The sequence below is a fragment of the Thermoleptolyngbya sichuanensis A183 genome (assembly GCF_013177315.1).
Classification (GTDB): domain Bacteria; phylum Cyanobacteriota; class Cyanobacteriia; order Elainellales; family Elainellaceae; genus Thermoleptolyngbya; species Thermoleptolyngbya sichuanensis.
Genome location: NZ_CP053661.1, coordinates 4,141,476 through 4,167,980, shown reverse-complemented (window position 1 = coordinate 4,167,980; position 26,505 = coordinate 4,141,476). Strand labels below are relative to the sequence as shown.

General features: G+C 56.4%; 24 protein-coding genes. 7 read left to right on the top strand and 17 right to left on the bottom strand.

What is annotated here, in order from left to right; genetic code table 11:
- Positions 1–246: 246 nt before the first annotated feature.
- The gene (crtR, locus tag HPC62_RS17380; protein ID WP_172357683.1) at positions 247–1,263 is read right to left on the bottom strand and encodes a beta-carotene hydroxylase; all 1,017 of its coding nucleotides are present in this window, start codon (positions 1,261–1,263) and stop codon (positions 247–249) included.
- 785 nt (positions 1,264–2,048) lie between these two features.
- Between crtR and phoU the strand changes: the two genes are divergently transcribed.
- Complete coding sequence (phoU, locus tag HPC62_RS17375) at positions 2,049–2,702, top strand: phosphate signaling complex protein PhoU (RefSeq protein ID WP_172357681.1); 654 nt, start codon at positions 2,049–2,051, stop codon at positions 2,700–2,702.
- Between the two features lie 382 nt (positions 2,703–3,084).
- Here the strand turns inward: phoU and HPC62_RS17370 are convergent, their stop codons facing one another.
- Positions 3,085–3,282, bottom strand: coding sequence for a hypothetical protein (locus tag HPC62_RS17370; RefSeq protein ID WP_172357679.1), 198 nt, complete (start codon positions 3,280–3,282; stop codon positions 3,085–3,087).
- A gap of 305 nt (positions 3,283–3,587) precedes the next feature.
- On the opposite strand from HPC62_RS17370, the gene HPC62_RS17365 reads away from it, so the two are divergent.
- The 3 genes from HPC62_RS17365 to HPC62_RS17360 are packed head-to-tail and all read left to right on the top strand — an operon-like array spanning position 3,588 to position 6,549.
- Positions 3,588–5,981 carry a ribonuclease R family protein gene (locus tag HPC62_RS17365; RefSeq protein ID WP_172357677.1) on the top strand — a complete coding sequence of 798 codons (2,394 nt, stop codon included), beginning with the start codon at positions 3,588–3,590 and terminating at the stop codon, positions 5,979–5,981.
- A gap of 4 nt (positions 5,982–5,985) precedes the next feature.
- Positions 5,986–6,117 (top strand): AAA family ATPase, encoded by a 132-nt coding sequence (locus tag HPC62_RS23755; protein WP_205370744.1) that lies wholly within the window; start codon positions 5,986–5,988, stop codon positions 6,115–6,117.
- An 18-nt stretch (positions 6,118–6,135) separates the two neighbouring features.
- The gene (locus tag HPC62_RS17360; RefSeq protein WP_205370746.1) at positions 6,136–6,549 is read left to right on the top strand and encodes a P-loop NTPase family protein; all 414 of its coding nucleotides are present in this window, start codon (positions 6,136–6,138) and stop codon (positions 6,547–6,549) included.
- A 30-nt stretch (positions 6,550–6,579) separates the two neighbouring features.
- On the opposite strand, the gene HPC62_RS17355 is transcribed toward HPC62_RS17360, so the two are convergent.
- The 7 genes from HPC62_RS17355 to HPC62_RS17325 all read right to left on the bottom strand — a co-directional run bounded on the left by HPC62_RS17355 (position 6,580) and on the right by HPC62_RS17325 (position 14,189).
- A complete protein-coding gene (locus HPC62_RS17355) occupies positions 6,580–7,689 on the bottom strand; it encodes a D-alanine--D-alanine ligase family protein (RefSeq protein WP_172357675.1) in 1,110 nt (369 codons plus the stop codon).
- Positions 7,690–7,817: 128 nt separating this feature from the next.
- The gene (locus HPC62_RS17350; RefSeq protein WP_172357673.1) at positions 7,818–8,303 is read right to left on the bottom strand and encodes a transposase; all 486 of its coding nucleotides are present in this window, start codon (positions 8,301–8,303) and stop codon (positions 7,818–7,820) included.
- Between the two features lie 347 nt (positions 8,304–8,650).
- Positions 8,651–8,956: a helix-turn-helix domain-containing protein gene (locus HPC62_RS17345; protein ID WP_172357671.1), complete on the bottom strand. Its 306-nt coding sequence runs from the start codon at positions 8,954–8,956 to the stop codon at positions 8,651–8,653.
- Between the two features lie 148 nt (positions 8,957–9,104).
- Positions 9,105–9,701, bottom strand: a complete 597-nt coding sequence (locus tag HPC62_RS17340; protein WP_172357669.1) for a DJ-1/PfpI family protein — start codon at positions 9,699–9,701, stop codon at positions 9,105–9,107.
- A 300-nt stretch (positions 9,702–10,001) separates the two neighbouring features.
- Positions 10,002–11,294, bottom strand: coding sequence for a methylglyoxal synthase (gene mgsA, locus HPC62_RS17335; protein ID WP_172357667.1), 1,293 nt, complete (start codon positions 11,292–11,294; stop codon positions 10,002–10,004).
- Between the two features lie 262 nt (positions 11,295–11,556).
- A complete protein-coding gene (locus tag HPC62_RS17330) occupies positions 11,557–13,791 on the bottom strand; it encodes a glycoside hydrolase (RefSeq protein WP_172357665.1) in 2,235 nt (744 codons plus the stop codon).
- Between the two features lie 167 nt (positions 13,792–13,958).
- Positions 13,959–14,189, bottom strand: a complete 231-nt coding sequence (locus HPC62_RS17325; protein ID WP_068511468.1) for a NifU family protein — start codon at positions 14,187–14,189, stop codon at positions 13,959–13,961.
- A gap of 262 nt (positions 14,190–14,451) precedes the next feature.
- On the opposite strand from HPC62_RS17325, the gene HPC62_RS17320 reads away from it, so the two are divergent.
- Together HPC62_RS17320 and HPC62_RS17315 are read left to right on the top strand one after the other, a co-directional pair.
- Positions 14,452–15,219 (top strand): hypothetical protein, encoded by a 768-nt coding sequence (locus HPC62_RS17320; protein WP_205370748.1) that lies wholly within the window; start codon positions 14,452–14,454, stop codon positions 15,217–15,219.
- A 30-nt stretch (positions 15,220–15,249) separates the two neighbouring features.
- Positions 15,250–15,804: a DUF4231 domain-containing protein gene (locus HPC62_RS17315; RefSeq protein ID WP_172357663.1), complete on the top strand. Its 555-nt coding sequence runs from the start codon at positions 15,250–15,252 to the stop codon at positions 15,802–15,804.
- A gap of 271 nt (positions 15,805–16,075) precedes the next feature.
- Here the strand turns inward: HPC62_RS17315 and HPC62_RS17310 are convergent, their stop codons facing one another.
- From HPC62_RS17310 to HPC62_RS17285, 6 genes are all read right to left on the bottom strand, one after another.
- Entirely contained in the window at positions 16,076–16,720 is a 645-nt protein-coding gene (locus tag HPC62_RS17310; protein WP_172357661.1) for an HAD-IA family hydrolase, read from the bottom strand.
- 262 nt (positions 16,721–16,982) lie between these two features.
- Positions 16,983–18,173 (bottom strand): NAD(P)/FAD-dependent oxidoreductase, encoded by a 1,191-nt coding sequence (locus HPC62_RS17305; RefSeq protein WP_172357659.1) that lies wholly within the window; start codon positions 18,171–18,173, stop codon positions 16,983–16,985.
- A 72-nt stretch (positions 18,174–18,245) separates the two neighbouring features.
- Positions 18,246–19,427, bottom strand: a complete 1,182-nt coding sequence (locus HPC62_RS17300) for an ABC transporter permease (RefSeq protein ID WP_172357657.1) — start codon at positions 19,425–19,427, stop codon at positions 18,246–18,248.
- Positions 19,424–20,737 carry an efflux RND transporter periplasmic adaptor subunit gene (locus tag HPC62_RS17295; RefSeq protein ID WP_172357655.1) on the bottom strand — a complete coding sequence of 438 codons (1,314 nt, stop codon included), beginning with the start codon at positions 20,735–20,737 and terminating at the stop codon, positions 19,424–19,426. Before HPC62_RS17295 ends, HPC62_RS17300 begins: the two co-directional genes overlap by 4 nt.
- Before the next feature lie 188 nt (positions 20,738–20,925).
- Complete coding sequence (locus tag HPC62_RS17290; RefSeq protein ID WP_228721640.1) at positions 20,926–21,150, bottom strand: hypothetical protein; 225 nt, start codon at positions 21,148–21,150, stop codon at positions 20,926–20,928.
- Between the two features lie 55 nt (positions 21,151–21,205).
- Complete coding sequence (locus HPC62_RS17285) at positions 21,206–22,021, bottom strand: YaaW family protein (RefSeq protein ID WP_172357653.1); 816 nt, start codon at positions 22,019–22,021, stop codon at positions 21,206–21,208.
- Between the two features lie 1,064 nt (positions 22,022–23,085).
- Between HPC62_RS17285 and HPC62_RS17280 the strand changes: the two genes are divergently transcribed.
- Positions 23,086–23,478, top strand: coding sequence for an AbrB family transcriptional regulator (locus HPC62_RS17280; protein ID WP_172357651.1), 393 nt, complete (start codon positions 23,086–23,088; stop codon positions 23,476–23,478).
- Between the two features lie 532 nt (positions 23,479–24,010).
- Here HPC62_RS17280 and HPC62_RS17275 read toward each other — a convergent pair.
- Entirely contained in the window at positions 24,011–24,292 is a 282-nt protein-coding gene (locus HPC62_RS17275; RefSeq protein WP_172357649.1) for a hypothetical protein, read from the bottom strand.
- A gap of 413 nt (positions 24,293–24,705) precedes the next feature.
- On the bottom strand, positions 24,706–26,304 hold the full coding sequence (locus tag HPC62_RS17270) for a hypothetical protein (protein ID WP_172357647.1): 1,599 nt from the start codon (positions 26,302–26,304) through the stop codon (positions 24,706–24,708).
- Between the last annotated feature and the right edge of the window lie 201 nt (positions 26,305–26,505).

Genomic DNA, 26,505 nt, shown 5'->3' with positions numbered 1-26,505 from the left:
CCTATGTTTTCAATCTTCTCAATAAGGCTCATAGCTGAGAATTTTCTCAATTATGCCGCTTATTGACAGAGCCTCGATCGGTTGCAATATACAGAACTATTAGAAAACAAGGGTTTCGGCAATTTCTTATCCGAAACTCACGTTAAAAGCGTCCTAAAAACGTAGGAATGGGCGGCGAACCACGCTACCCGCCCCTATTCCCAAATTATCCTTCGAGCATTGCCAGCTTTGCCAACATCCAACAAGCTAGCGGGGCGTTGTGGCCAGGGGCAGACTTTCCGAAAGATCCTCCCCTTCACTTAGCCCCCGATCCTGAGCGGAGTCGGCCAATATGGCTCCTCCGCTTTCAGGAGCCTTAGGAGCCTCGCTAGCATGGGCAGCCCCATGATGAAAGCGAATGCCCAGAAACAGATCGTAGACAAAGTTTAGAAAATCCTTCACCTTGAGCAGCCCAAGGGACTGGTGACAGCCCTTCGCATCCAGCAGCGGCCGGGTCGCATAATACGCCGCTTGGTAATTATACCAGGGGATAGATGGCCAGAGGTGATGAATCAGGTGATAGTTCTGACCCATGATCAGCACGTTCAGCAGCGCCCCAGGATAAACCCGCGCATTTTTCCAGCGGTTGCGCTCCTGGAACGGACGGTGGGGTAGATAGTCAAAGAACAGCCCCAGAGCAAGCCCCACGACCAGCGCCGGAGAAAACCAGAAGTTCATCAAGTAGCTCAGAAACCCATACTGCACCGCGTAATAGATCAGCAGCGCAACCGTGAGGCGGGCTAGAAACCATTCCAGAAGCTCGTACTTGCGCCAGAGCTTCCGCTTGAAGAAGAAAATCTCGTGATAGAAGAATCGTGCAGCAATCAGCCACAGTGGTCCACCCGTAGACACGAAATGGTCGGGGTCATTCTCTGGGTCATTCACGTTTGCGTGATGCTGCATGTGCACTCGCGTAAAAACCGGGAACGAGAACCCCAGCATGAGCGCACTGCCATGACCCAGCACCGCATTCATCACGCGATTTCGATGCGCGACGTTGTGCGATGCATCGTGAATCACGGTTCCCACTAGGTGCAGCGCTACAACATTAAGCACAAAGCACACCCACCCCAACCAATGCCAGCGCCAATACCCACAAACCGAAAGCGTTGCCAAAGCCACTGCAAGCAAAAAGATGAGCAGGGTTGGGTTGAATTTGCCGGGTGGGCCGAGAAGCTCTCTCGGGACGGTCGCGATTGTCAGGGGCTTAACGGCCTCCGACATGATACATTCACTCCTCGATAAGTATCCTTCGGTAGTATAAGCCACCTAGCCGCAAGAATGAAGTTTTGTGAAATTAGCTCATCTGATTCATAGGTTAACCGCCTATCGCACTCCTTAATACGTATTGATTTAGTACATATTAATACATAGAAATACATAGACCCTGACCCTGCGAGTCGGCTCCTGCTAGTCCTCGCGTTTTCCAAGCGATCAAGAAAAAGAAGCCCAAATCGCCTGAAAGGGCTGCCCGAAAAAGTGCCTGAAAGGGCTGCCGCTGGCATGACAGCCGATACAGGGGTTACGCTGGGTGTAACTTGGCAGTTGGCTGAAGGTTGGAGGAAGTTTCGGAGGCGATCGCCCCCTGTTTCTCTTCTATCGCTCCCCCATCCGCCGAACAGGTCAGTTTCTCCAAGCTACAACGTGTAGCCGTGTAGCAAGGTCAGGACTTACGCACTTGTGATGTACTTTCTGGGTTTTGGACGATTTCTCGCGGGCTGCGCCCGCGAGAAATCGTCCAACTGCGTAAGTCCTAAAGGTGTAATAGGCTGTTTACAGTTGCCTCAAAGCCTTAATCCATAAAGGCTGGAGTGGTCAAGCAGTGAACAGGGGGCAACTGCAACGCAGGGCTGGTGCGCTACTAAACTGGCAGAACTGGCAAAGATAGCTATACTGAGTCTACTGCAAGCAGACTCTCCATATGGGAAAGCGCGGTTGGCTTAGTACTCGCCGATTACTTAGTATTCGCCGATTATTAGTATTCGCCGATTAAAGGTTGGTTTACACCCTTGGATGTTTCAAGAACAACGCGAGCAAATTTTGAACGGCAGATCCGTGGGCTACAGCGCGACGTACTTCGCATGGGCGCACTGGTAGAGCATTCCTGTCTGCTAGCCCGAAAGGCGATGTTTGAGCGCGATCTGGACGCCGCTCGGCAGATCGCCATTCAAGACAAGCAAATCGACCAGTTTTATCGACAGATCGAGCAGGATTGTGTCAAGCTGATGGCGCTCCAGTCGCCTGTCACGCAAGACCTGCGGTTGCTGAGTGCGCTGATGCAGTTGGTGCGAGATTTAGAGCGCATCGGCGACTATGCCAAAGATTTGGGTGAGGTGGCCGTCAAGCTATTTCCCTATCCAACCCATCCCTGTATGGGGCAAATCCAGATCATGTCCGACCGGGCGCGAGCCATGCTGGCCATGAGTCTGGCGGCGTTGTCGAACCTGGATGCTGAATCTGGGCTGGATGTAAAGCATCGAGATGATGCGGTGGATTCTGACTATGAAGAGGTGTACGACCTGCTGGCGCACCAAACCAATGTGCAGGGCGTGATTGAACCCTACGTACTAATGGTGCTGGCGATCCGCTATCTGGAGCGAATGGCGGATCATGCGACCAATATTGGCAAGCGGGTCGCCTATGTGGTGACGGGAAAACGCTGAATGCCCAAACCGCAGGATTGCTGGATCGAGCAGCGCCCAAGACTAGCGCCCAAGATTAGCGCCCAGAACCAGTACCCAAGACCAGCACCCAAAACCAGCGCCCAAAACCAGCACCCGAAATTTGTTTGACACATGCGACTTGATAGGAAAGTATAAATACAATAGGTGGAATGTGGAAAACAACGGAGTTTCCACGTTTGCATCTGTTCTCTACCTGAGCGAGCGTATGTTTGAAGCGCCAACGCTTTCCTCGCCCTGCGTTGGGTGATGTTGGCGCTGAGCATCTTGGGTGAACGCCTGGGATTGTTAGGCTTGGGCTATTCTGGCGGCTATCAAGTGAACGTTTTATGTCAGGGGCGATCGCGCTTTTAGGGTTGCGCTCTTAAGGTTGCGCTCTTAGTCTGACGGCCCGTTTTGCACCCAGTCTGCAAAATGTCTGGAATAGCTGGAATAAAATGTCTGGAATCTCTAGAGCAGCGTGGGCAGCCTGAGTGGACTGGCAACCGGACTGGATTGGCAAGCCGTTGCATAGGTCGCAGCCGCAGCCGCAGCGATCGCCCGTCAGCAGTTGCGTATCCATCGTATGGGTTCGAATCAGAGTTGCTTCAGGGCTTGTATAGGCTGTAGCCATCGCCAGCGCTATACTGCGGATGCCGTCTCCGGGTCATGAGCAGGTTCCTAAACTGCAAACCCGTTTCACGATGCGGTTGACGCAAGATGCAGAACGAAATGACCGCTAATCAGGCTTGAGGACTATCATTAACAGCGTTCGGTCGTGTTTGCCGCCGCAACCGGGCGTTTTGCTTGGAACGCCGAAGCGGGCTTCGACCGGGCAACGTTGCACCCTACCCCTCCCAGGACTAGACGCAAGGATTAAGACGCTACATGGACTTTTCGATCGCCTCACTGCTCTCCAACTTCCCAGACGACAAGCTGGTCGCTCCCAAGGCCCTGGAGAAAAAGCTGAACTGTGAAGATGATGCCAGCCTCCGCCGCTTGCAAATTGCGCTGGATGCCCTAGAGAAAATCGGCATTTTGGTTAAGGAGCGGGGCAAATATCGCCGCGTCTTTGAGGATGACGTGGTGGAAGGGAAGTTGCGCTGCTCTAGCAAGGGCTTTTGCTTTGCAATTCAGGATATTGAAGGGTCGGAGGATATCTACATCCGCGAGAGCCAATTGAATACTGCCTGGAATGGCGATCGCGTCTTGGTGCGCGTGACCAAAGAGGGCAGCCGCCGCCGCAGTCCAGAGGGCGAAGTCCGGCTGATTTTAGAACGCTCCAATTCCTCCGTGCTGGCGCGGGTGAAAAAAACCGAGGACGGGCAGTATCGCGCCCTGCCGCTGGACGATCGCCTCTTGTTTGAGCTAGAGCTAACGCCCGATGGCGAACCATTAGAGGAATCCGTCGATCAACTGGTGCATGTAGAAATTGCCCGCTATCCCCTGGGTCAGCATCCGCCCATTGGTCGAGTGGCTCAGATTTTGGGCAGCGATGCCCAGGCGGCCTCGGATATCGACATTGTGTGCTGCAAGCATGACCTGCCGCGCGGGTTTTCGGAAGCGGTGCTGGAGGCAGCCAAAGCACTCCCGACCAAGCTCCGCAAAACGGACTTGAAAAAGCGGCTGGATCTGCGGGAACAGTTGACTGTCACAATCGACGGGCCCGATCATCCCCATAGCCCAGCCATCGACGATGCCCTGAGTGTGGAAAAAGTGGGCGACGATGAGTGGCGCTTGGGGATTCACATTGCCGACGTGTCGTACTACGTTGCAGCGCGATCGCCCGTCGATCTGGAAGCTCAGAAGCGCGGCACTTCGGTCTTTTTGGGAGAACTCGTCGTGCCTATGCTGCCGGAACATCTGCACCGCTGCTGTTCGCTGCTGCCCGGTGAAGACCGTCTGGCGATTTCGGTGCTAGTGACCTTGAACGCAGCAGGCGAAGTGCAGGATTTCGAGATTCAGCCCAGCGTGGTGCGGGTAGATCAGCATCTCGACTATCAGCAGGCCCAGGCGGTGCTGCTGCGAGACGACCCAGAAGCCGCTGCCGAAGCCCGCTACCCGCTGCCCTCTGCCAAGGAGCTAAAACACCTGGAACCCGTGTTTGAACTGGTGGACAACCTGTTTGCCATCAGCCAGGCTGTGGCGGCGCAGCGGTTGGCGCGGGGCGCGTTTGACCTGAACCTGCCGGAGAGCATCTTTCCCGACGAACACAACCCCGAACTAGGCAAGTTCCTCTCGACCAATTTCCAATACGACGACGAAGGCGAACTGGGCGCAATGGTGGTGTCGTCGCTGCTACCCGCCCGCACGATCGTAACGGAACTGATGCTGCTGGCGAATCAACTGGTGGCGCTGCATTTACAATGCCTCCAGGTTCCCGCCATCTACCGGGTTCACCGCACGCCCGACCCCTCCGACGTGCAGGAATTGGTAAAGCTGGTCAACAACATGGACATCGAATACCAGCTTGAAGACGAAGAGGTCGTCCATCCCCGCGATTATCAGCGACTCACACAGCAATTTGCAGAGTCCTATGCCGAGCGGGTGCTGACCTATCTGCTGCTGGAGACGCTGAAGCCTGCGGTCTATAGCACCACGCCGGGGACTCACTTTGGGCTTGCACTGGACAATGGCTATACCCATTTCACCTCGCCGCTGCGCCGCTATCCTGACCTGCTGGTGCATCGGGCGCTGCACGCGGTGTTTGAGCATGGGCGCGATCGCAAATCTACCCGCTCCAAGGACAAGGTGAACCTGTTTAGCAGCGAATGTCACGGCGCAATCGACTGGAAGGTGCTGCCGCCAGAGGTTCACGACGAGCTAGAGGAATATTTCAACAGCATCGTCAACCACCTCACCGAGCGCGAAAAGCTGGCGCAGGAGGCAGAATCTGACCTAGAGGGGCTGAAAAAAGCCGAGTATATGCAGGAGCGCACCGGTGAGACCTTCCACGGGCTGATTACGGGGGTGCAGTCCTATGGTTTCTTTGTGGAAATCGAGGAACTGCTAGTGGAAGGGCTGGTTCACGTCAGTTCCCTGAAAGACGACTGGTACGAATATCGCTCGCGTCAGCAAAAGCTGGTAGGCCGCAAGAATCGCAAGCAGTATCGACTGGGCGATCGCGTCGAGGTGCAGGTCAAGAGTGTGGATTACTACCGTCAGCAGATTGATCTAGTCGCGGTCGGCGGTGGTAGCGAAGCCACCGACGACGACGAGGACTTGCTAGAAACCGAGGCCGACCTGCTGGAAACAGAAGATCTATCCGAGGAGGAAGAGTAGGTCGATGCACCGCTTTCAGCGGATAGCGATTGTTGGCACGAGCGGAACAGGCAAAACCACGCTGGCGCAGCAAGTAGGACGACAACTCGGCATCGCCCATATCGAGCTAGATGCGCTGCACTGGGAGCCTAATTAAACCGCTGCACCGTTGGAGGTGTTTCGGGCGCGGGTTGCTGAGGCACTGGCGGGCGATCGCTGGGTGGCTGATGGCAACTACAGTAGCGTCCGCGATCTGGTTTGGGGGCGGGCCGATACTATCGTGTGGCTGGACTATCCGTTTGGGCTGGTGCTGTGGCGATCGCTCCGGCGGGCAATTTGGCGCAGCGCTTCGGGCGTAGAACTCTGGAGCGGTAACCGCGAAACTTGGCGGCAAACCTTTTTCAGCCGCGACTCCATTTTGCTGTGGGTGCTGCGAACCTATCATCGGCGACGACGCGAGTATCCGCTGCTGCTTTCTCAGCCAGAATACGCCCACCTTAGCGTGGTGAGAGTGCGATCGCCCCAAGAGACCAGAAGTTGGTTAATCGGGTTAACAGGTGACGGAGTGATCGGTGGTGGATTGCAATGACTCCAGCATAACCACCTGACCACTGGCTCCCTATCGCTCCTCCAGCGCCAGTTTCACCAGCCGATTAACTAGTTCCGGGAACGGCACGCCGCTGGCGGCCCAGAGCATGGGATACATGCTAGTGGCGGTGAAACCGGGCATGGTGTTGATTTCGTTGATGAAGACCTCGCCCGTAGACTCGCAATAGAAAAAGTCCACCCGGGCTAGGCCAGCTGCGTCTACGGCTTCAAAGGCGCGAATCGACATATCCTGTATTTGGCGGGCGATCGCCTCTGGCAAGTTTGCCGGGATGTGCAGATCTGCCAGACCTTCGGTGTATTTCGTCTCGTAGTCGTAAAAGTCGCTGCTGTAGGTAATCTCGCCCACGACCGATGCCTGGGGATGGTCATTGCCCAGCACAGCGCACTCCAGTTCGCGGGGTGAGGGCGCGGCCGCTTCCACAATCAGGCGGCGATCGTAGCTGGCGGCACTGTCTAGGGCGGCCTCAAGCTGGGCGCGGGTGCGGGCCTTGGCAATGCCGACGGAGGACCCCAGGTTAGCAGGCTTGACAAAGCAGGGATAGCCTAGTTCGGCTTCGATTTCATCACACAGCTTGGGAAAAATGCAGGGGTTGGAATAGACCTGCGATCGCCGCACGACCTTATAGCCCACCTGCGGCAGCCCCGCCTGGGCAAACGCCATTTTCATGGCGATCTTGTCCATCCCCAGCGCCGACCCCAGCACCCCCGACCCCACAAACGGAGCCTGCATCAGCGTCAGCATTCCCTGCACCGTGCCGTCTTCGCCGTTAGGCCCGTGCAGCACGGGAAACCACACGTCCACGCCGCTCACCTGCGCCGTCGATTGCCAGCGTTCTACCGCCGCCACCGTTGGCGCTTGCAGGGCGCTGGTTTCGCCCGACGGGTCTGCCGGAGCGTCCGAACTGCCCAATTTCAGCGGCACCCCCGCTGATAGAACGTGAATGGCAGACTCTCCCGCCAGCCAGCGGCCGTCTTTCTGGATATACACGGGCGCAAGCTCGTAGCGGTCTGCGTTGGCGGGGTCGCTCAGTCCACGGGCGATCGCCTGCGCCGAGCGAATCGACACCTCATGCTCACCCGAACACCCACCAAACAGCAGCCCCACCCGCAACTTTGCCATTGCCCTGCCCTCGTTTGAAACTTGCAGAATCCATTAATCGGAGATAGCGTATCATCTTCGCGGCGGTTTTAGGGTGATGACGCGCCGAGCGGACGAGCGGATGGGTTACAGTAGACCTCCTGCATGAATCAGGAAGCGTGTGCCAGTTCGTAGTTGAGCAACCCTGCAATCAAGTTCAAGCGCAAGCCAAAGCGTCGTCTCCGGCTGCGATAGCGCCCTGAGAAGATGCGAAAGATCTTGAAGCGACGAATCACATGCTCTACTTTCACCCGCAGTCTCGCTAATGCCCGATTGTGTTGCTTCTCGTCCTCGGCTAACGGTTGGTTGCGCGGCTTTTGGGTGGGCGTACAAGCTCCAGCATGACGCTTGGCAAACCCTTGATACCCGCGGTCAGCTAAACATAACTGCGACGATACCCAGGGCAGGCGACTTCGTTTGAGCAGCTTGAAGTCATGCGTCTTGCCTTTGTCGATTGCAGTCGCAATCACCTGCCCGTTCTCAAAATCCACCAACAGTTGCGCCTTCAGGGTATGGCTCTTCTGCTTGCCACTGTAGTCACGTTTCTGTTTTTTTTGACGTTCAATTTCAACTTCACCTGCGTCTACGATAAACACTTTCCATTCCCATCCAGGCTGGTACCACTGCCGTTGGCTGGGCAAGCGAAACTTGCCGCACTTGATTAAGTAGTTGAGTGGACTACAGCCTTCAAACCCGCTTCCATCCAAATACTTCAGGCAAATCGCACCGGCAACTGCCCATGCTTTGAGTAATTGCCAGTCGGCTTGCTTGGCTTGCTGGAACTGAGGCGATTTTGGCTCAGGAGGGCAGTACCTCAGGCGTTTCCAAACATAGTCCTTTTTTTCAAGATACGTCCGAGTTGCTTGCTACTGAGGACTACACCTCGCTCGGCAGCCAAGCGTTCACACAACTGCACACTGGTGTAGCTACGCCGGTCTTGCAGTCAAGTTTCAACCGCTTCGATATCCGTGTTTTGCCACTTGGTTTTGCCCCCACGCCCTGCTGCTTCCCACAGCCCACCGAGGCCACCCTTGCTCCACCGTTGAAGGGTTTGGCGCACCGTATGCTCACACTGATGGAGGTGTTGAGCAATCTGTAGCGTTGTCCAACCACTGGCATTGAGTCGCAAGGTGATAACTCTAAGCTTAATCCGACGGGCAATCCCATCAGCCAAGCTCAACTCGTACAAGGTGCGGTCTTCTTCGGCACTCAGTTCAATGTGATGAGCCGCAGGCCTAGATGCACTCAAAATCAACTGACCGATCTTATAACTTTTCCTGTGCTAGCTACTTAGCTCAAACAAAATAGCTGAGACAAAATAGCTCAGAGGCGATCGCCCCTGAGCAGTGAAATCTCCTAAATCTCATCAGAATGCTGCGACTCAATACCGCAAAGCACTACACCCGCAGCAATTCTGCATGTTCAATGCGAGTGCCCAGCACCTTGAGAAACTCCGCCAGCCAGCGCGGATGGGCAGGCCAGGCAGGAGCCGTTACCAGATTGCCGTCTACGACGGCCTCCGTCACGGGAACGTCAACATACTGACCGCCCGCAGCAGTCACTTCTGGGCCGCAGGCAGGATAAGCCGAGCAGCGTTTGCCACGCACGGCTCCAGCAGCAGCCAAAAGCTGTGCCCCGTGGCAGATGGCGGCAATGGGTTTGTTGGCATTGGCAAAATGCTGGACGATGTTGATGACATCCGCATTCAGCCGGATGTATTCTGGAGCGCGGCCGCCGGGAATCACCAGCGCGTCGTAGCTGGCGGGATTTATCTCGGCAAAGGTGGCATTGAGGGTGAAGCGGTGTCCTGGTTTTTCGGAATAGGTTTGGTCGCCTTCAAAATCGTGAACCGCCGTGCGGACAAACTCCCCCGATTTTTTGTTGGGGCAGACGGCATGAACCGTGTGCCCAATCATTTGCAACGCCTGAAAGGGCACCATGACTTCGTAATCTTCTACAAAGTCTCCCACCAGCATCAGAATCTGCGCGGCCATGGTCTGTCCTCCTGAAAGCTGTTCGATATTGTTCGATATGGACATATTTTTGACCTTACGACGTTGATCTGGTTCTGTGTCGCTAGGGCAACAAAGCGTAATTCACAAAATGTATCGCTGTATTGCTACATGCATGGCCACATGTATCGCCTATCGCCATGTATCGTCTATCGCCACATAGCGCCACGTAGCGCCATGTATCGCCTATCGCCATATATCGCTATGTAGCGCCATGTAGCGCCGCTCAAGTCCGCGCCTTGCTTGCCAAATAGCTTACTTGCCAGCCAGACAATCTGTTTGCTAGCCAGACAGCGCATTCAAGAAGCCAGGTTTGGGCACCAACACCGTTAGACCGTTTGGAATTGTTTCGACTTCAATCGGCGTGGTGCCAATGATTTCGCCATCGAGAACCACTTTTTGCGGCGGATTAGTGGTCACTTTCAGGCGAGACACGCGCCCATGCACCACATTGGGGCGCTGCGGAGTGCCGCCGACCAGTGCCGTTCCAAAGATTTGCAGCATGGTGGCAATGCCCTGGATCTTGTTCTGCGCCGAGGCGATCGTCACGTCTAGCAGCCCGTCATCGAATACCACTTGCCCTGCGCCCTGCGCCAAGACGGAGGTGGGCGGCGCTGCATTGGCGATGGTAATGGCGTGCGCCTGAAAAGAATAGACCTGTCCATCAGCTTCCAGTTCAGCATCGAAGAGGGATTGCTGATCCATCGCTTCCCAGCCCGCCATCAAATAGGCCAGCACGCCCCACTGGTCTTTGAGTTCACGACTGGAGCGCTCGATGGTTAGCGCTTCGTAGCCCACGCCTGCTAGCAAAATCATTGGCAGCCCGTTGCAGCGGGCGACATCGACCGTGCGGGTGTATCCGCCTGCGATCGCCTGACAGGCACTCCGAATGGGAAACACTCCGGGCAAACCCAGCGCTGTGGCGAAGGCATTAGCTGTGCCTTTGGGAATCACGCCCAGGGGAATCCCTGTGCCAATCAGCGCCTTGGCCACCGCTGACACGGTGCCATCGCCGCCCGCTGCAATGATGACATCGGGATGGCTGGCGATCGCCGCTTCGATATAGTCCGCCGGGTCTTCCTGTTCCGATGTGGTGTACACATGCAGCGTCATGTGTGGCTCTAGCAACTGGCGAATCAGCATCAGGTCTTGGTCTGGAGAGCCGCGTCCTGCTGCGGGATTAAAGACCAAATGAGCAACGGGAATCTTGGTGAGGTGGAGGGCGATCGCCTCGGCCGTTGCCAGATTCGTCGCCAGCGGCACATTGTGAACGTTGCAAATCCGCAGGAGCGCCTGAATATCCGGCTCATGGGGCTGGGCATAGAGCGGATCGACTAGAAAAATCACCGCCAGCACCTTGCCCTCACATACCTCCGCCGAGATCTGCGCGTCGCCGCCTAGCGGCCCCGACAGCATTCGCTCCACCATCAGACTCGTTGCGTCCTGAATGCGCTGCCCCGTCGTACCCGTGGCAACCAGCCGATGCCGACTCAGCATAGCCTGATGCCGCTGAGCAAACTGAACGATGTCGTCTTTTTTGGAGTCGTGGGCAATGAGGGCGATCGTGTTGGGCATTGATGAAGTGGATGAATTGCTGGAGCGATGGCGCGAGGGAGTGTTGGAGTCGCTTCCTCAATTTACCGTGAATTTACCGTGTTACTCCAATTTACCGTGCTACTCCGCTCCCCCATCACACTGTCACTTTGTCACTCTATGAGGACTTACGCAGTTGGACGATTTCTCGCGGGCACAGATCGCAAGAAATTGTCCAAAACCCAGAAGATTTAATCGCAAGTGCGTAAGTCCTATCTATGTCCTCCATCACGTCCAATTCTCACTACGGCACTTGCACCGGAATCAAGGCATTCTCCGGCAGGTTTGCCACAAACCGGCCCTCGTCTGCTAGAAACACCACCACGCGCAGGGCCCAGTCGGGTTCTACGTCGCGCAAGTCGGCCCAGGGCACAGCGACCTCCAGGCAGGTGTCGAGGGCAACCTGGGCCTGGGTGGGGCAGTTGTGCCACTGGAAGTGGTCACTGGCTTCTTGCAGCCAGCGATCGCCCGTCCGCAGGTTGATCCCCAAATGATGGTGGAACAGATAGTTCATCGGCGCTTCGTCGGGCAGATCAGCCAGTGGTGCAGGGCTATTGTGCATCGTGCGATTGGGATAGAACCACAGCAGGTGTAGCTCTGGCGGAATGTCCACGCCGATCTGCGTACCGCTGGCAAAGTCTACCCGCAGGTAAAAATTCAGATGATCTACGCCATACCAGAGGCGTTGCACCTTGCTGCTGCGGTGCATGGTGCCGCGTGCGCCGCCGACCTCGATGCGCCCCGCCTTGTCCCAGTCCTGTTCGTCGGCGCGGCCGTCAATCATGGGGCTGATGAAGCTGTCGGGGCCGTGGCTGCGGGCGCGGGCGTGGTCTTCGACAGGGCGGCGCACGTCTGGCGGTACGGGTTCGTTCAGGGCGACATACAGCGCTGTCAGGTGTTCGCGAAACAACTGGTCAAACATGGCATCCTGATTGGAGGAGTGCCCCTCGCCAAACCACCAGAACCAGTCAGATCCTTCGGCGGCGTAGAGCGCTTCCCAGGCTTCAGGGTTGGTTTCTTCGGTGGCTTCGGGATGGGCGGCCAGCACAGCGCGAGCCTGAGTCAGCAAATCCCAGGCGCGATTTTTGGCAGGGTCGCCAATCCAGGTCGTGAAGTTGCCGTCTACCCAGGAGCCGCTGTGTAGTGTATCGGCGGGCAGGGTTTCTGTCGTGGGGAATTGGTCAAGAAATTCAGCGACGGTAACGAGTTCGATTTCGCTGTGGTCGCTCAGCTTTTGATACAGCGCTTCCAAAAAGGGCTTGCCGTCGAGCGGGTAGTATTCCCAGCAGTTTTCGCCATCCAGGGCAATGGTGACAAGCCAGGGCTGTTCGAGGGTCGTTGTGCCGTCGGACTGGTGGGATTTCAGCGTGTGGGCGATCGCCTCTAGATGGCTCACTAGGTCGTTTGCGGCCGCGTCTGGCTCCATCACGCCATAGGTAAAGCCGATCAGGTCAGACAGACGGTGATCACGGAACACAATCGAAAGATCCCCATTGGGCGTTTCCAGGCGATAGGGGCGGTAGAGTTTTTCCGGTTCCAGCACGTTGCCATGCCCGTCGCGATGGAAAAAGTGCTTCAGCGTCCAGCCCAACACGGCTTCATCCGACACCAGCCATTCAAACTCCTGCGCCGCCACCTCCGGCAGAATTGCGGGACTGACCGACTGCTCCGACGGCCACAGCCCGCGAGGTTTGCAGCCAAACCGTTCCCAATACATCTGCTTGGCCCGCGCCAGGTGGCGGGGAATGTCTTCAGGCCACTGAAAGCGAAAGTTGGGCAAGGTCATATCGGGCACGGCCACCCGACCCGCATTGGTATCCGCCAGCAAAGGCAGGATGGGATGCGTGTAGGGCGTGGTGATCACCTCAAGCTGCCCCGTTTCCTGCATCTTGCGGTGGTGGGGAATAATGTGGCTGAGGATTTCCTTTTGCTTGGAATAGATTCGCTGGCGATCGCTCAGGGTAAACCCGCGCCCTTGCTCTAGCCACTGTGAAATGTCTGGATCGCCCCAAAACAGCGGATCAATCCACGCCAGGTTATGCCACGCCAGCAGGTCGCTATAGTCCTGCAAGCTCCAGTGTTCCAAGCACCACTCGCGCCCGTTGTCCTGCCGCTGATAATACAGTTCGGCGTAGCGCGGATGCGGGTCAATCAGCGTGCGGTGGTTGCCATCGAAGAAATGCTCGATAATAAACTGCTTCTGCTCTTGATCGAGGGTGTCTTCGGGGGATAGCGCCAGCGTCAGGTACGGGTCAAACGCCGTTCCCGCTACATAGTCTTCGATCTGCATCATCAGCGAAGGCACCAGGTTCACCGTTTGATGGAGCTTGGGAAATTGCTCCAAAATCAGGATCAAATCCAGGTAATCCTTTGTGCCGTGCAATCGCACCCAGGGCAAACGATATTGTCCGGCAGTGCGGCTTTTGTAGAGCGGCTGATGCTGATGCCAGATAAAGGCGACGTAGAGAGGGTAGGGCATATCAACGTTCAGTAACGTTTAGTAACGTTCGGTAATGTGCGGTGGCGAATCGGCGCGAAAGCAAAAGGCAGGGAACCCGAATCGTCCCTGCCTCAGAGTCTACCAACACCTGGATCGGTGCGGTGTAGCAAATTTTCAGAATTTTTTTATGGTTTTAATTCAAGGTGTTACAACACCTGTTCGACTTCAACAATTTCGGGAATGCTTTCGCGCAGCTTGCGCTCGATGCCCATCTTCAGCGTCATTGCAGAGCTGGGGCAAGAGCCGCAAGCCCCCTGGAGCCGCAGCTTGACGATGGGCCCGTCCAGTTCTACCAGTTCTACATTACCGCCATCGGACATGAGGTAAGGGCGCAGTTCGTCCAGCACCTTTTCTACGTTGTCGGTTGTCAGTTCCATAGTTGTCACTCGTTTTTACCTGAAGAGGCGATCGCCCAGAAGTATTTATCTTTATTGTAGGTGACTGGAGGAAGTCGCTTCTGTATCTTTCTGGCGCAACTGCTGCTCTCCAGACACCCACTCAGGTTTTCAACCAAGGGGGTTCAACCCCTCATCTCCGTAGATCTTCAGAGGCTTCTATCCTTCCGGGTTTTCTAAAACTATTAATAAAGGGAGTCATTTGAACTCCCAGGTGCGATAGTAAACACGGAGCCTGCCATCGATGATTTCAAGCGTGTACAAGATGGAAAACCGCTTCGATATCCAATTTGAAGATGGCGCTGTGGCGGCTGTTCTGCGGGCTGAGGCAGATCGCGAGTTGCCTCTGGTGCTTGACCAGTTGGGCTTAGTCAAAAAGCGGCCTGTGCTGGTGGTGGTAGGTGGCGCAGGCAAGCTTAGCCGCGAAGATCAGGCACAAGTGCGATCGCTCTTTGTAAAAGTTTTAGCGCCCCTAGCGGAAACCCTCGGTGCAGCCGTGATTGATGGCGGCACAGACACAGGCATTATGCGGATGATGGGGCAGGCGCGTCGCCGCACCCACGGCAGCTTTCCGCTCATTGGCATTGCGCCAGAGCAGATGGCGATTTTGCCGGGGGGACGTGCGTCCCACCCTGATGCCGCCAATCTAGAGCCAAACCATACGCATTTTGTGCTGGTGCCTGGTCGCTATTGGGGCGACGAGTCTGCCTGGATCGCTCGACTGGCCAGCGCCCTGTCCGATGGTTTTCCTTCGCTGACGGTGCTGATCAACGGCGGCGAAGTCACCTGGAGTGATGCGTCGCACAACGTGGGGCAGGGCCGTCCGTTGCTCGTTGTGGCAGGTAGTGGCCGCACCGCCGACGCGCTGGCCGATGCGCTGGCTGGAAAAATCACTGATGAACGCGCCCGCAAACTGGTGGCATCGGGGCTGATGCAAGCCGTCGATCTGCGTAGCTCAGAAAAGTTGTCCTGTGTGATTCACGAGATTTTATCGAGTAAAATCCTCTCATGAGGACTTTAGCTCCACAACCCAGGGTGCATTATGGCTAGCAAAGACCCCTACCGCGAGCAGCTTAAGCAAGACTTTGGGAGCTTGTTTAACACCTTGGAGCTAGACGAAGCCCAGCAGCACTACCTGCGATCGCGCTGGCTGGATCAGGTGCTGTGGATGGAGAACAAGGCCGGCAGGGCACGCGATCGCTACTATCGGCTGCGGCTGACCACGATTATTGGCGGCGTGCTGGTGCCAGTGCTGGTGAGCCTGAATAACGTTGATAACCGCAGGGCGGATGCCATTATCCGCTGGTCTACGGTAGGCATCAGCACAGTGGTTGCGGCCTGTGCAGCAGTCGAGGAATTTTTCAAGTACGGCGAGCGCTGGCGACACTACCGCCGCAGCGTAGAGTCGCTGAAAACACAGGGCTGGCAGTTTTCTCAACTGACCGGGCTATACACACAATACCCGACCCATGAAGAGGCGTTCGACTTCTTCGCCAGCCAAGTCGAGGATATTATCCAAAAAGACGTAGAAACTTACTCAACGACCGTTGCCACTGCCAAGAGACACGAAGACTCTGCCCAACAGAGAGGGTTCTAAGAGCGAGTTTGAAAAGGTATCACCTGTAATGCTATAGCACTCAGAGATCCCCCCTAGCCCCCCTTAAAAAGGGGGGAAACCGCCTTAAAGTCCTCCTTTTTAAGGGGGATTCAGGGGGATCTTGCACGCTTTGCTACAAACAGTAGGACTTTTCAAACATCCTCTAAGAGCGATTCTCGGTTTTAGATTTGCGATTTTTGGGATTTTCGATTGGGATTTTCGACTGGATGGAGCAGCCATACAGCTCGCAATGTAGCCATGTGGAGAGGGGCTATTCCCGCTTCAGCCAGATGCCCCGCAGCCCCGCCCGCGTCGCGCCTTCATAGTCTTCTCTGAAACTGTCGCCGACGTGCCATGCGGCATCCGGCGGGCAGTCGTGCTTTTTCAGCGCCAGTTGAAAGATTTGGGCATCTGGCTTGGATACGCCTGCTTCGGTGGAAATCGTGACTGAGGAGAAGTAGCTGGCCAAATCCAGCGCTTCCAGCACGCTGTGAATCCGGGAGTCAAAGTTGGACAGCACACCCAGTTCCACACCGCGATCGCGCCACTGATCTAGCGTGGCCAGCGTGTCGGCATAGACAAACCACGGGTCTGCGGCAGCGAAGTGGTCGTAAAGCGCACTGAAGAAAGCAGAAAAATCCGCAAACTGGTTCAGCACGCCAACTTCTTGAAACGTCTCAGCGGCGATCGCCCACCACCAGGCATATTCGCGGTCGGGAATCTCCGTCGGGTCGGTTCCTGGAAACGCCATCGGGGTTGCTGCCTTAAAGCTTTTGAAAAACGCCCGATCCACCGCCGCTGCATCCACCGTCACCCCAAACCGCTTGGCCAGATCGGCATACACCGCACCCACACTGCCGCGAACACCAAACAGCGTACCAACTGCATCAAAGAAAATGACCTTGGGGAGGGGCATTGGGGGAGGGGAGGGGGGGATGAAAGGAGGAAGAACGAAGAGGGAAGAACGAAGAAGGAAGAACGAAAAAGGAAGAGGGAAGAACGAAGAGGGAAGAAGGAAGTGTGAAAGTTGGGGGTTGGGGTTGGCGGATTAATGCGCTGGGGAGAGACGAGCGAAGCAGCCCCAAGGGGCGCTAAAGCAGGAGCTGGAAAGAACACAGAACAGAATCTCTTCTTTTTTCGCTCTTCTCTCTTCGTTCTTCCTTCTTCCTTCTTCCCCTTCAGCTTGCCAGCAGATCCCGAATCGGTTTCGTGATCCAGTTCAGCCCTACTTTGATTTGATGGTCGAAGGTGGGCATTCGATAGAGGTAGGCAAGGCGACGAAAGAGATGCGCGGCGGGGCCGTCGAGGGAAACGCCGAGGCCCGTGAGGGTGGCTTCTGTGGTGCCAAGAGAGAGCATCTCGCCTAAGTGCTGATAGAGGAAGGGCAACAGGGGGCGATCGCTCAGAGAGGCCCACACATTCCACCCCGCATAGTCTGCTGCCTGAAACGCGGCCTGAGCCGTTGCAGGCACTTTTTGCCCGTCGGCATCCTTCATCTCGGCCAGGTCGCCCAGCGCAAAGATTTCAGGATAGTCTACCACTTGCAGGGTCGGGGTGACGAGGAGTTGCCCGCGCTCGGTCTGGGGCAGAGGCAGGCTTTTCACAAAGTCTGGCACTTTGTTGCCCACCGTCCACATCACAATGTCTACCGGAAGGGTGTCCACCTTGCCGCGATAGTCTAGCGAGATGCTGTCTGCGGTCACCTCGGTCACCTGGGTTTCCAGATCGATCCAGACTCCGCGCTTTTCCAATGCTTTTGTCGCAGCGTCGCGGTTAAAGCTGGGAGAGTTTCTCAAGATCTGGTCGCCCAACTCCACGAGGCGCACCCGGCCGCGATCGCCCAGCCGGTCTGCCAGCTTGCAGGCCAGTTCCACGCCGCTGTAGCCCGCGCCCACAATGGCCACACGAACCCGGTCAGCGGGAGAGGCTTCGAGGATTCTTAGCCGCTCTTGCAGCCGATAGGCATCGTCAATCGAGCGGAAGGGAATGGCGTGTTCTGCTACGCCAGGAGCCATCGTCAGGGGCGTTTCGCCGCCCAGCGCCAGCACGAGGCGGTCATAGTCCAGCGTTGCGCCATCCTGAAGCTGAACCTGACGCGCGGTGACATCGATGTGGGCAACGGCTCCCTGGCGAAACTGGATGCCTGTGTTGGCCAGCAGTTCAGAAAACGGAGGGGCCACTTCCCAGGTTTGCAGTTCCCCAGTCACCAGTTCGTAGAGCAGCGGCAAAAACAGGAAGCGATCGCGCTGATCTACCAGCACAATCTCTGGCTTTGCGTCCGTCCAGGGCAACTGGCTGAGGCGCAGGGCAGTGTATAGCCCTCCAAACCCGCCGCCCAGAATGCAGATTCGATCGGAACGTTGGGTCATACGTAAACGTTAAAATCGGGCATCACCCTTAGGATATCGCAGGTTAGGATTTTAGCCTGAATGCCCAACCGCTTATTCCCTGAGCGCGGTTACCGGGTCGAGGCGGCTGGCGCGCAGGGCAGGAAACAGACTAGCTCCGATGCCAACGAGCAGGGCAGAACTCATGGCTACCGTAGCAGTGCGGGGGTTGAATTGGTAGGGCAGATCAAACTGTTGGGCGACGAGTAGCGTGAGTCCGTGAACCGAGGCGATCGCCACCAGCCCCCCCATCGAACTCAGCAGCACTGCTTCCAGCACAAACTGCACCAGAATCTCCTGCTGGGTTGCGCCAATGGCACGGCGGATGCCAATTTCCGATGTGCGCTCGGTTACGGCAGCAATCATGATATTGGCAATGCCAACCCCGCCCACCAGCAGCGAAATTGCGCCGACAGCCGCTAGGGCTCGGGAAGTCAGCTTCAGCAGGTCTTGCTGCTGCAAGATCTCTTCAACGTTATTCCAGGTGTAAAATCGATGCCCCCCGTAGCGCTGTTGCATCAGCGTCTTCATCTGATCTTCCAGCGGTTTGATCTGGTCAAGCTGCTTGGGACGAACGCGCACGGCATCCATGCCGCGATCGCCCGTGAGCGCACTATAGAACGATAGCGATACCAATAACAGACCGTCTCGATTCGTGCTTTCGGGATTGACTTTGCGATGGATTACGCCGACTATAGTGAACGGCTGACGATTCACATAAACCTGCTCTCCGACCGCCGGGGTGTCTTGAAACAGGGATGCCGCTAACATCTGATCGATCACGGCAACCGGACGGTAAGCCGCCAGATCAGCGGACGTAAAAAATCGCCCTGCCTGCAACCGATTGCCAGAACTGCGGAGATAGTCGGTGTCTACTGCAACGAAGCTGGGCCGGGCGCGGCGATCGCGGAATAGCGCCTCTCTCGGCCCGTCCCACTTTAGCCCGCTGACCACGGCCGCCTGAGGCAAGCGCTGCTGCAAGTAGGCAATATCGCTCTGCTGAAGCGACACCCAATCATTGCCACCCATCCACTCTGGAATCGCCGTCACCTGGGGAGCTTCCTGGTCGGTCAGGCGGCGGGCAATCACGGCGCGGCTAATGTCGCCGACGTTTAGCGTGGCACTAACGGCAGCAACACCCATCAGCGTGCCCAGGGTCGTCAGGAGCGATCGCACGGGGTTGCCGCGCAGCGATCGCCAGGTCAGCATCAGCAAATCTCCTGGCGCAAGGCTCACGGTTCATCCTCCGTCGATTCCGGTTCCGCGTTGCCGCCAGATGTATCTAACGAGTTTGCAGGCACAACGGGCATTCCCGGAGTCAGCAGCACGTCCGGCGGCGGCACAATGACGCGATCGCCCGGCCGCAGTCCCCTCGTCACTTCTACCTCCGTCAGTCCCTCCAGCCCCAGTTCCACGGGCTGCTGTTGGGCCCGCCCGTTGCCGTCCATCAGCCAGACGAACGAATTTGCGCCATTGCGCTGCAACGCCTCGATCTCCAGCGTCACGGCATTCTGGCGCTGTTGTAGCACCAGTTCCACATTGACCGAACTGCCAGGAATTAGGGTTCCTGTTGGGCGATCGAGGCGAATCGTCGTCGGCACGGTGGTCTGGGCAGATTGGGAATCACCAGACTCAGAGGCGATCGCCTGCGGATACAACTCCACCACGCGCCCTAGATACACCGTTGGGTCGGGCCCAATCACCGTCACCCGCGCCATTTGTCCGGGTCGCACCTGCGTCGCATTCAACGTGGAAAGCTGCAACTTCACCAATTCCTGGCGCGGATCGCCCAGCGTCAGCAACTCCGTCCGGCGCTCTACGCCGTCCCCGTCTTTCACGCTCAGCCCCAACACCACGCCGTCCCTCGGTGCCGCAATGATGGTGTCCTGAAGTTCCTGCTGGGTGCGCCGCTGCTGCAACTGCAAACTCTGGAGTTCTAATCGAGCCGTCTTTACGGCCGTTTCTGCATCCCGCAGCGCTGCCAGCGATCGCCGCACCTCTGTAGCTTGCTGCTGCACCCGTTCCCGCGAAATTGCGCCTGCGTTGGCCAGCCCTTGCAGCGTCGTCAATTGCTCCTGGTCGGCGCTCAGTTGTGCCCTGGCTTCGTCAATCTGCATCTGGCTGCGGGCCAGGGTTTCCGCCTGCTTTGCAGCTTGCAATTCCTGCTCTAGCAGGGCCGTTTGGCGATCGGGATTCCGCAACACGATCAGCGTTTGCCCCTGCTCGATGCGATCGCCCGGAGCCACTAGCACTTGCTCTACTGCCCCTTCCAGCGGCGACAGCAGGGTTTGCTGCCCGCCCAGCTCCAGCGTGCCGCTTTCGTTAATGACGGTTTCTACGGTATCCCGCTCTATCGTCAACAGGCGCACCGCTACTGGCTCGGCCCCCCGACTGGTCACCCAGGCATACACTGCCCACCCGCCCAAACTCAGCAGCGCCAATGCGCCCGAAGTTAAAATCAGACGCGATCCAGTTTTGAAGCGATAAACCGACTTTTCAGGAGGGGTAGACCGGGCGGGAGATGCAACCGGAGGAGGCTGGAGCATAGCTGTAAATCTAAAGGGCGATCGCTCTAATGATATCTCTATCCGATATCACACGAGAGTATTTACTAACTACACAAAAAGCAGCCAGGATTCCGGAGCTAGGGCCAATGGACGGAAGGGGGTAGAACCAGAAAGCCGCGTCCTCCGGCAATCCTGCTACGATCCCACGCCCTCAAGATCCTATCACCTCAAGATCCCATCACCTCAAACCCACTCACCTCCAAAACCGGGCCAATCATGGCAATCGACATCACATCGTCGCGTACCTTGCCCGTCACGCGCACCTGCTGACCCGCCTTCAGCAAGCCCTCTGGCGCGTTTTTCATGATCTCATAGGTGCCCTGCTCGGTCTTCAGCGCCCACGCGCCCATGCCGAGGGTAGATTTTTCAACAGTTCCTTCCAGGGTCAACATGATGGCTTTAATGATGGCTTAGATAACTAGGTCTCTTAACGGGGAGGGTGCAGGTCTAGACGGGGCATTCGGCGGCGCGAATCAGGCGGATTTGGGCCAGGGTGAAGACGACAGGGATGACGCGGGCATAGTTGGTGGCGATCGCCCGCCAGCCCAAATCTGCAAAGAACCAGGCCCACAGCGCTGGCCCCAGCACCGCCAGCACCGAGCGCACAGCCCCATATCGAGCAGCGCTGGCGGCCATGCCGCGATAGGCAGCCCGCACCGCAACCTGATTGGCGATCGCCCCGCCGGCCTGTTTTGCTGCTTGATAGGTCGCCGCGTGTAGCGTAAACTGACGCGCCATCATTTGCAGCAGCCACGGCCGCACCACCGCACTCAGCGCCAGCGCACTACCGCCCTTCATCAGCAGGCTGGATGGGTTGGTTTGCAGCGACGGCGGAAGTTGGCGAGTTAGCTCAGAATGGGACAGCGACTCCTGCAATTCGCTGTTTAATACCCGCTGCTCAGCCGGGGGCAACTGCTGCCACGCCCGCTGGAGCAACGTCAGAAAAATCTCCGCTTCTAGCTCAGCAGTAGACAGGCTGAGGGAATAGGGGATTCGCAGATAGCGGCAGATCTGGATCAAGACCTGGCGATAGGTGACGTGGCGCGTCTTGCCCTGCAACACCGTCATCCCGTCCGCCGCCAAAAACCGAAAGCGCTGCTCCAAATCGCTCAGCCAGCGATCGCGCTCCTGGCTACACACCGCCACGGGGTCGGGCGTATACACATAGTCCAGCGGGTTCAGCTTGCGGCAGAACAGGATCTCAGTCAGCACTTCCAATTCCTCTTCGGTCGCCAGTTCCAACGCTGCCCTTAGCTCGTCCACGCTGCCTCCTCCCCCACGGTTCAACAAAGAGTCCGACAATACAAAGTCTGACAAAGAGTTCTACAAAAAAGAGCCTGACAAAGAATCCTAACTAAAGAATCCTAACTGCGGTTGCACTGACCTGATTCTATCTGGCAGGCTCCGGTTTTGGCGTAGTTCTATGAAGAATTGCCAAACCCCTGGATATTAACCGTGCTGCATGGGACGATTCCTCCCTCACCTCCTCGCGCCCTAAGTATGCGTCTGCCCTGAGCTAGGGAAGGGGGCGATCGCGCTGGGACACATCCCAGTTCTGCAAGTTTGCCCTCATCCCCCAGCCCTTTCTTCCCAAAAGGGAGAAGGGGAGCCGGATTGGAAGTCCCTCTCTCGCTTTGGGAGGGGATTGAGGGTGAGGGTTACAAAAGTGGGATGCACCTTCGCGCTGAGATTGCTAGTAGTGACTCCGCTCATAAAGCCAGTCGATTCCGTTCAGCCAGTCAGTCATGCAAGTAAGCGGAGATATCTGCCTCAGAAGCTATCTTGATGCACCGATCTTAAGCCGGTTTCTGATTGCTACCCCCAGGCTGCCCACGGTCCTCCTGAAGATGACCAAACGGGTTAGATTCAATTTGCCTACAAGCCCTGTCAAAAAAGTTGGTTCCAAACTCGTTATTTGATATAAACTCATCGTCTATGTAGATGGGTTAATGAATGGCTCATCTATATGGACAACTGCTGACAAGCAATGGTTTGGCTAAACATTTAGCCGCGATCAGAAGGTGAAATCGCTCTAGCGCCAGAGTGAAATGAGCTTTCTCGAACGCTGCTTAGAAAAATGTATGGCTTTATCTATCTCGTTGTAACATGGGGGCAAGCTACAGCGTTTCTGAGGCATGTCTAAAGCAAGTGAAGGATGTGAATATCATGATCCTTGCACAGGGCATAGAGGGTATGCTTCAGCTAGCAGGCAAACGCTGTGAAGTCAAAAGCTAGAGCAATGTCCTGAATAGAAGTACCAGATGAATGGGGTCTTCGGCTAGGCAAGGCGCAATGTTTCTAAGTCGCTCGTTTTAGAGTTTAAGTGAATGAGTAGAAAAAAGAAGATCGAGCCACTGACAGGAGAATCTCTGTTGGCTAAGGTGAAGCAACTGGAAAATCTTACCAAGGAAGAGAAGGCTAGGGAGTGCGGATACTATACCGTCACTAAAAATGGTGTAGAGCGGGTCAATATGATGAAATTCCTGAATGCGTTGATTGATGCTGAGGGAATTGAGCTAGACAGCAAATCTGCGACAAATGGTCGCGGCGGACGCAGCGCTAGCTATCGCATTACGGTGCAGTCTAACGGAAACTTGCTGATTGGCTCTGCCTACACTAAGCAGATGAATTTGCAGCCCGGAGACGAGTTTGAGATTTCTCTTGGGCGAAAGCATATTCGCCTAAAGCAAATCGATGAAGACGGCGTAGTTGAAGAGTAGCCACAGGTTAATCAATCAGGGTTTCCTGACACCGAACTTCCTGACCGTGAATCCTCTACCCAAGATTTCGGGTCGTCAGGCAGTTAGGTCAGGTGCTCTCTATGCACACTTCGATCGCATACTTCGATTGATAAAGGGTTGATAAAGGATTGATGTGATCAGGCGCATTCCAGTTCTGCAAGTTTGCCCTCATCACCCCAGCCCCTTCTCCCTAAAATGGAGCAGGGGAGCCGGATTGAAAGTCCCTCTCCCGCTTTGGGAGAGGGATTTAGGGTGAGGGTTACAAAAGTGGGATGCACCCGATGTGATCAAGGGTTGATCAACAAGGTTTCGGCAATATACCTTGCTCAATACCCTTTGTTCAGTCGTCCCTGGGATCGTTTCTATTAGTGCGGCAGATGAGATTTCTCTCGCTCATTTGCCGCATTTTCATTGCCATCATTGCGAGGCGATCGCCGCCCTATCTAATGCGCCCTATCTAATGCCCGATCTGATGCCCGCTGATGCCCCAATCTTGATGCACGAATCGTCTTCAGGCTGCACTCAGCAAAACGGATCTGCCCAGCAGTCGATACAGGCGGACTTGCTGCTTAGTTGCTTGGGTAATCGCAAATAACTCAATGCCCCAATGGGCGGCGTATTCTTTTGCGAATCGTCTTGCTTGCTTGGCAGATTCGGCTTGAATGAGCAGTTCATCGGCTAGCTCGGTTGTGCCCAAGTAGGCAAACTCTGCCAGATACACTGCGGCTGGCTGTTTGACGCTGGGTTTAACACTGGGTTTGACACTGGATAAAAGCGTTTGATGTTGGGGCATGGCGTGTATTGCAGAACTGTGGGGGTTATCTTCAAAGATGCACTTTGACGCACTTTCAAAGGTGAATCTCTAAGGATGCAATGTACGCTAGACCAGATCAGTTGGGTCTAACATCCTGGAACCAGAGAGTTTGAACAGAGTTTGAGCGGATTCAGGCTCTAGATTTCCTGAACCTGTGTCATGAGAAGCCAGTAGGATTGCCCAGTAGGATTGCGAATTTTACAGTTTGGCTGTAACGAATCTCTAGGTCTAGTGTGCCCGGTTTCCCGGAGATGGCAACAGGGGCGATCGCCCTCCTCCACCCGAAATTTACAGAAGGCGATCGCCCTGCAGGCCGTTACTTTACACAGACGGGCTTCACAAATCCGATAAACCGCTGGAAAAACTGCTGTGAACCCCACAACGCTCTCAGATTAGGGCTGGGGCGATGGCCAGGGAATACTCGGATCTTGGGCTAGGTGACGAGCGACCGCTGCGGCACCATCTTGATTCAGGTGGCTGGGGTCGGCGAAGTATTGATTGCGCGTGGGCCAGAGTAGGCTCAGGTCGCGGAAGAGAAACCGCTGCTGGGTGGCGATTTGCTGCATATGCTGGCGAAACTGCTGCTCGCGGCGACGACGCAGCGGGTCGAGGTAGTCCTGAGTCAGCGGCAGGCTGACGAATACAAGGGGAATCTGGCGATCGCGCACATAGCTGGCCAGCGCCACCGTCGCCTGGGTCTGGGAGCCAGTAAGCTGAAACGGCGTGTAGTTGCTGTCGTATTGGCCCGCAACGCGGGGAAACTGGCGGTAATATGTGGCGGGGTTGAACTGGGTAGCGATCGCCTCGAAGCCATCCGCCCGCAGTCCCGAATTTGCAGGCACATCGGGCAACACCACCACCGAGGCTACTTGGCTCGGCGCGGGCAACGTTGGATCGAGAAAAGATAGACAGACGGGCGACTCCGCTAGCAGCGCATCCCCCGGAAACGCCCGCTGTGGATCGGTCAGATCAGGAACCCCCTGCAACGGTGTCAGCGTGGACTGAAGATCCAGGAAAAAGTTCGCCGCGTCGGGATTCGACCAATCTACAGAGGAGGATGGAACAGGCTCTAGGTGAGGCGTTTGACCTTTTTCTTCTTTTCGATCGCCTCCAGAAATTTGCCCCGTGACTTGCCCTATGACTTGCCCTATGACTTGCCCCGTGACTTGCCCCGTGGTTGCAGCGGGCGATCGCGCGGTCGTGGGGACGGGGGTCGATGCTTGCGCCGTTGCGCCGAGGACCGCTGGGTTGCCCACAGGCTTTGCCAGTACCGGAATCGGCGGAATCTCCAGGCAAATTTCGGGCGGCTGCTCGGCGATCGCCTGCGACGCGGGCACAGGCTCCGGCGGAATCGTCCGCACACGCGCCGCCAACTGGCGATAGCCTGCTGAAGATGCGATGCCGTTAAACGTCACGTCTGCCTTGGCGCTATTAAACGCCCGCAGCCCGTCCGCCCAGATAATCAGCCGCGGCAGGCGGTCGGGCGGCAGCACTTGGCGCACCACCAGATCCATGACGCGAGCCGTCGCGCCGTTGATGCTGAAATTGTAAATCCGCAGGTTGGGGCGGCCCCGTTCTGCGAGTGCCTGTCGCAGCACCGCCGGGTCGATGCCCTGCAACGCCCGCGAACTGCCGATGATCAGCACGTCAGGCGTGCCCTCGGTCATCACATAGTGCGAATAGAGCCGAATCTGGTGGTCAAGCCGCTGGCTGTTGAAGGAAGGGAAATTCGGTAAATACTGGGGCGATTCGGGCGGCGGATCTGTCGAAGCGGGGGGCAAGCTTACCGTAGACAGCAGCGGCATCAGTGGCGGCAGGGGGGCGATCGCCTCCATCTCAAACGCCTCCACAGGCAAAATCGGCATCGACCACAGCGGCACCACCAGCGCCGACCCCGCTGCCCAGCCCAAGTGCCCTTTAACCGAGTGCAGCTTTATAAGCCGAATCAAGCCGTTTTTTAAGCCGCGATAGATGAAATTGCCAGCAACCATAGCGCTGTCATGTTCAGACGCGATTCTTCGCACCGCATTACTCATTTACTATAGATCCCCTGGTGGAAACGAAAGCGAACTTGACACTTTGGCAGATTCTTGGCGAGAATAGTTAACTGTTATTCATGCGCTCGGATCAGGTTCCAAACAGCACAAAGGACATGGCTTAACGCCTTTCCCTGGTGCGGCCTGTACGGCGAT